The sequence below is a fragment of the bacterium genome (assembly GCA_018812485.1).
Classification (GTDB): domain Bacteria; phylum JAHJDO01; class JAHJDO01; order JAHJDO01; family JAHJDO01; genus JAHJDO01.
Map to the genome: position 1 here is coordinate 1 of JAHJDO010000128.1, position 6,307 is coordinate 6,307.

Annotated in this window: 5 protein-coding genes; all 5 read right to left on the reverse strand. The window is 38.0% G+C overall.

Going from position 1 to position 6,307, the window contains the following annotated elements; genetic code table 11:
- Nucleotides 1-234: 234 nt before the first annotated feature.
- Nucleotides 235-3,204: a nucleoside triphosphate pyrophosphohydrolase gene (locus KKC91_10850; protein MBU0479049.1), complete on the reverse strand. Its 2,970-nt coding sequence runs from the start codon at nt 3,202-3,204 to the stop codon at nt 235-237.
- A 14-nt stretch (nt 3,205-3,218) separates the two neighbouring features.
- On the reverse strand, nt 3,219-3,998 hold the full coding sequence (locus tag KKC91_10855; protein ID MBU0479050.1) for a hypothetical protein: 780 nt from the start codon (nt 3,996-3,998) through the stop codon (nt 3,219-3,221).
- Complete coding sequence (locus KKC91_10860) at nt 3,995-4,687, reverse strand: hypothetical protein (GenBank protein MBU0479051.1); 693 nt, start codon at nt 4,685-4,687, stop codon at nt 3,995-3,997. Before KKC91_10860 ends, KKC91_10855 begins: the two co-directional genes overlap by 4 nt.
- Before the next feature lie 65 nt (nt 4,688-4,752).
- Nucleotides 4,753-5,676: a DNA adenine methylase gene (locus KKC91_10865; GenBank protein ID MBU0479052.1), complete on the reverse strand. Its 924-nt coding sequence runs from the start codon at nt 5,674-5,676 to the stop codon at nt 4,753-4,755.
- Between the two features lie 78 nt (nt 5,677-5,754).
- Nucleotides 5,755-6,078, reverse strand: a complete 324-nt coding sequence (locus tag KKC91_10870; GenBank protein ID MBU0479053.1) for an HIT family protein — start codon at nt 6,076-6,078, stop codon at nt 5,755-5,757.
- Nucleotides 6,079-6,307 lie beyond the last annotated feature (229 nt).

The following is a 6,307-nucleotide window of genomic DNA, read 5'->3' on the forward strand; positions in this document are numbered from 1 at the left end:
CTTGGTGGGCAGCAGAGAATGTCGATCCCATGCTCGCCCTGCGCGTGACTCGCTTGAATGGCGGATGGAATGATTACTGGAAGAACTTCGCTGCCTGCCATGTCGCTTAAAATTAGGAGGCATCACTTCCGGTCACACCCTGAGACCACACCGATAGCGAAATAAATGTAGAATCGGAGCATCAATAAATTTTCCATGCGGATAACTTCTCAAGAAATATTAGGGAAGTTATCATTATAGAAGAGTTAATTGTTCAGTTTCTGAATCACTTTCAAACACAAGATTACATTCAATTACAGAAGAGACTCTATGCACATCAAAAGATAAAACCATACCTTGATCTGACATGTATTTTTTATGGTTATCTATGATTTTTTGTGCATATATTGAGAATTCAAACCTATACTGAAAAAGATCGGGGGAGTCACTTTGTTTTCTCCTATCTGGATAAATATTTATCGGAGCAAGGGGAAGATATGACACATCAGAAATAATATTATCATTGTCAATTTCAAACAATGATAATGTATCTTCTGGCTTTTTATAAGAGAGTGATGATGAAAGGCGCGTTTTGACAAGCATTAATCCATTTAAGAATCCACCAGCCTTATCTGCCTTTTTACTTTTAACAGATAAAATACGCCCAAAATCAATAGCCAATGTACTAGCTAGATTCTTAATATGGAATAATGCTTCATCGATACATTGCATTAAATATTCATCTGATGAATCAACTATTTTAAAAGAAGCCACAAGAATATTATTCTTCAAGGCTTCAATTAACTCAATCTCGGTTAATCCATTTTTATTTAAACCTGACATTTCCTCATCTAAAGCATCATCAGCCAAGACTTCTTTAATATAAAAGTTAAGATTAAAAACAGGTTTGCCAGATAGAATTTTTATTTTTAAAGAAAATATTTTTTTTGTATTATCACCCATCCTAACTTTAACAACTTTTGATACCTCTACATTGCCTTGATATATAGGAAATATAAACTTTAGTTTTGTTTTATTAGGTGATTCCAAAGATGAAATATGGGTATCGACAAGTTGGTATTTACTTTCTTTAAAAGGCGTATAATCAGAAGACCATACTTGACTTCTCAGTGCATCCAACACTTCTAGCATATCAGCTATTTCTTCAGCTATACCATCTATGGTTTCGGCAGTTTTTACTTCAAATGCTTCTTCAATAACCTTATACTTGGTCAATAATTTTAATGCTTCACCTTTGACTCTGAACAAATTAACTGATTCTCCATGACTTTTTATTTTATCTGGAATTTTATCTCGGACTAATTTATTAAACTCTAATTCTTCACTGGGAGATGCGTATAAATCTTCGCATTCAACTTTAGCACCGCAATTACTTAATATATAGTAAACATGTGACAGTAGCCCACCTGATAATAAAATTATAAAATTATAAATTTGTGAATATTCAGCAAGTTCATGTGCGAAATTCTGATTACGAACAAGTTCTGGTTCTTTCGGCTTTATTCGAACGTGCGTTATTATTTTATTTCCGCATTCATTTTTAATTCTTTCCCAGTCATTAATGGTTCTAATTGTATATTTTTCATGGACTAATATATTCCGTCGGGGAGCACTAATTGGATTTTTTAGGTTGTCACTAATATCTTGTTCATGATACCAAGGCAATAAAACATTATCAGAAACTTCTGAAGGAATATCAATAAACCACATAATAATTATTTTTCTTCCACACATTCTAGCTATTCTTCTAGAATTCCAAGCAATCTCTTTTATCCATAAACTACGAACACTAGATGCCCAACAATGTTGATCATCTGTCCTATGCACTTTCCATCGTCCATTTGAGTCAGGGGCAATAAAGTTATCTTTATAACGCTTATGCTTTTTCTGGATTAAAACTTTTGCAGATGGGGTTTTCGTATCGGGAATTTCAGTTTCAGCTGTATCAACATCAAAAACATCATGTGAATACCAATTTACTCCATCAGGCAAACCCCACAGTGATTCGATCCTTACCATTCTCTCATTAGGTGATGCTTGAACCCATGCAGAAGATGCGGCAGGAATGAAATGATGAGCAATTAAACATAAATTACTCTCCTGTAAGTCGGACTCAATAATATCTTTTCTAAACTTTCTTTCCAACCAGTCCCTAGCTTCATTTAGGCTTCTCAGCTCATCACTTCTTGGTAACATCTGAAGCTTTTCATTCGGGATATTTGTTCCGTCAGTTCGAAGAACCAATGGCCTAAGCGTCAATATCCTTAAATCTTCACACAATTCTTTACATATGAATACATTATTAGAGAATAACTCCATAAAAACAGACTGCAAGTCCAAAATATAAAAATGGTACCCAGAATAACCAACTTGGCGATAAATATTAACGTTTTTTAACTTTCGGTAATCTGAAAAGTTATTATCATTTACAACTCTAAAGACTTTAAGCTGTCTGGACAAATTATTCGACCATTGACTCCCATTTGTGATATTCACTAAATCATTAGGATTGTATCCATCCTTTATGGCACTAGCATCATCAGCTTGCACAAAGAAAATTATTTTTCCATCCCAAACCCATTCATAGTGTACCCTCTTTTTCTGTTCATTAGTCCACTTGCAAACATTTTTCAGAACTTCAGTGATCGACTGTTTGTATGGACAAGCCAATTCAATTAGATGGCTTTTTGTAGAATCTCTCCATGGCCTTAAAGATATATTGTGAATTTCACCCTCAGAAAAGTCAGATGCCTCATATTCAACCACCCAATCTCTAGCGGCTTCTGAAACTCGTCGTTCATTAGATAAGTGTCCTTTAATTTTTGTTGGAATTGATTCTTGAATTACCCAATGAACTTTACTTTTAAATTCATTAGGTAATTCATTTGTGAGAAGTTGAATTTCTTTGATAATATCTGAACGTTTGCAACTTCGTGATGCAAAACTTCCTCTGTCATCAATCGATTCTTCAATACCACTTGAGCGAACAAAAACATCCTCACCATTCATTTCCATCTTAGTAAATGCACGATTCAGTGCTTGTTGAGTAGGAAACTTTATTCCAGAAACGACAAAAAATGGCTTAGTCCATACAGATGGCAAGAAGTTCAGCCCATATGCTTTTAGACCTATTTTATTAGGACAATCTGGAGATACATAGGAAACTTGATCCCCTAAAACTAAAAGAGTTGAAGATAAAGGCACTTAGGAATACCTCTTTATTGGTCTTTATGACCTGTTACATGTTTTGGATCTAATGGGTATTTATTACTAGTAGAAAAAATAGTCTCGGCTATCTCATGCATTTTAGCTAGGGCTGAATCTGCAAAGTACCCTGTAATAAAACCTAATGAGAAGAATGTCGTTAAGTTTGCTGCTTTAACACTTAATCCCATAACTCCCGAATCAAACAAAGCTCCTACGGCGACCGCTAATCCACCTGATATCCATGGCGAAAATATACGCCATAGAACCCGATCTTGGTGCCAAAAACCTCTTGCAACGACTTTATAGAGATATTTCATTCCAAACAGCACACCACCCAACACACCTCCTGAAAAGAAATAAGCAAACTTATCAAAACCTTCTTTCTTACAAAGTTCAGGAAGACACTCACCTCTAAAAATTTCATACATACTACCTTGCCAAATTAAAACGATAGACATTAAAGTGAAAAAGAAAACCAGCCCAACGTATACAGCCTCGCGGTAAATAATCCTTCTGGCTTTATCTGACCAACGACTTTCCCAATCACCTTCATTTCGTCCATCATAATTCAGAACTTCTTGATGGTTTTCGTCTACCAAAGGATAGTCATCCCCTATATTTTCTCGCAAGTCTAATTCTTCTTTATTATTTCGAGATAAACTTGGATCTTTATTACTCAAAATTTCTTTGCTTGGCAAGACATCATTTGGCATTGGCTCAGAATCAGATTTTATCGAACTATCAATATCTGACTTTGGTAAAGATTCTTCTTTGTTAACTGAATTATTCAAAAGTTACCAACCTTAGCATATTGTTTAATAAGAGCATCTTCACGGAGTTGCCTAGCTGATTTTGAAGTTACTTCCATCATTGGGTTAGCACGATAGTTGTATTGGTCATAGACACCTAATTTATTAGCGATAACCTTCCTGAAGAATTGAGAAATTTCTTGACTCAGCACAGCGAGTTGCCCTTTAGTTTTAACACCAGAATATTCATCAGCAACAAAAAGATATTCATTATGGCCTGATATATTTTTTATATCAGTTGCATAACATTGTTGCCATTCCAATTGGAATTCTTCACCATAGTTGACAGATTCATTCTCTAGAGAAAAGGAAAGGGGGACAATATGCAAATGTGCATGAGCTGTTCCACAGCTCGTTTTTGACTTACTGGATTGAGAGCCATGCTCAAATATCCGAACCTCGCCATATCGTTTTGATACAATCTCAATTGCTTGCCCAGTAAACAACCATAAAGGAGAGTAGCAATAATCTCTGGAAAGATTCAAAGTATGCTCTACAGGACAAATCAAAGACCAGCCTGGAACAAAACCACCAATCGATGTCATGGCTACATACTGTCCATTTTCTAGCCAAGGCGTGTCAATTTCTCTTCTATTATCTTTACCTCTCAGGTAACTGCAAAATCGGCATTCCGATCTTATTGCTACGATACTATTATTATCAACTTGCATATGCACCTCTCAGAATTAACAACTTTTAAAAAACAATAACCTCGCTCTACTTGCAATACATTATGCTACCCTTGACTGAGTGTCGAGTTTGGGGTTGAAAGTTCACGGTATTGTCGAAGAAACTCATCTTTTCTTATCCGGAAGGGGTTATCAACATCAGGAACTTGTAGACTATTACTATAGATCATGATCTCACTGCCATGATAACGCCTAGCTGCTGTATAATTTAGCGGATAGGTAGCTTGACGATTATTTGGGTAAAGTTGGCTGATCTCAACTGTGTCATCATATGAGACAATCCAATGTGTTTGTAACTCTCTCAGCACAGTGTTCGCAATAAGAGCGTGGTCATCAGACTCTAGGGCATTGTGATAAAGCTTTTGTCCTTTATGGAAGTACGGGGGATCAAGGTAAAGCAAAGTATTTGAATTGAATTGTTGTTGATACCGACGGATAAAATCTCTTGCATCCAAGTTGGCAAGGATGATGCGGCCTTTATGATGAGAAACTGATTGAATATTCTCAATCAGTTTGTGTTTTGGATAGCGAGCATCAATCTTCCAATTTCCTGTTTGCTTTAGCCCACCGATGACCCCACCTTTAAGAATACCAGAGCGATTAGTCCGATTTAAAAAGAACGTTGCAAACCCTAGCTCTAAAGAATTGTTGCTATCTCTTCGGTTAAAAATCTCTCGTTGCTTGTACCAATTATCTATAGTAACTGGCGTTTTATGAATAATTTCACACAACTCCTCTGGGTAATTCAGAACAGCGAACCAAAATGCATGTACGGCTGGATCAAGGTCGTTGATCATGATTCTGGAAACCTTATTTTCGAGCAAAAGGAGCAAGGCAACTCCCGCTCCTCCAGCAAATGGCTCAACATAGACCCCCCCCTCAAGCCCATTGAGCTTGAGCGTTAGCTTGATGAAGTTAGCCAAGCGACTTTTTCCACCAGGGTAGCGTAAGGGACTAAATGAATATGCCATAAAATTTCCATCGGACTAATCAAATCAAGGCTAGCAGGAAATATCCAAAATGGATAGAGAACATAGGGCAATCAATCATCAAGCAAAGCACTCTAGCTCGCGGATCGGCGGAATCACATGCACATGCAGGTGAAACACCGTCTGCCCGGCAGCTTCCCCGACATTGACGCCGATGTTGTAGCCATCCGGCTGGTATTGCGCATCCAGTTGGCTACGGGTGGTGTGCAACAGTTCGTGCAGGGCGCTGAATTCCTCCGCCGTCAGTTCAAACAGCGAGGCGACATGACGGCGTGGAATGATGAGGGAATGCCCCGGTGAAACCGGAAAGCGGTCGTGGATGACGATGTGGCTGGCGTTTCCGGCCACAATGTCGGTTTCGGGAATCGGGCAGAACGGGCACATACTTTTGCCATCACGCTCTGCCTTGAGTGCATCGACCCCTTCCATCAGTTCATCAAACAGGTTGCGCTTTTTCATGCTGATTCACCAAATAACAAATAAAGGCTGGCTTACAATTTCATCCCGGCAATTCCCCCGGCTTCCGCCAGCAGATGTTGGCAACGTTCCCGCACATTTTCCAGTAGCGCCGCTACAAAGCGGGTTTCAGCCTCACTGCGAATAACATCATGGA

Bases quoted from the DNA above. Each gene is read 5' to 3' on its own strand.
- KKC91_10860 (MBU0479051.1), bottom strand. From the start codon at position 4,687: ATGCAAGTTGATAATAATAGTATCGTAGCAATAAGATCGGAATGCCGA.
- KKC91_10865 (MBU0479052.1), bottom strand. From the start codon at position 5,676: ATGGCATATTCATTTAGTCCCTTACGCTACCCTGGTGGAAAAAGTCGC.
- KKC91_10870 (MBU0479053.1), bottom strand. From the start codon at position 6,078: ATGTGCCCGTTCTGCCCGATTCCCGAAACCGACATTGTGGCCGGAAAC.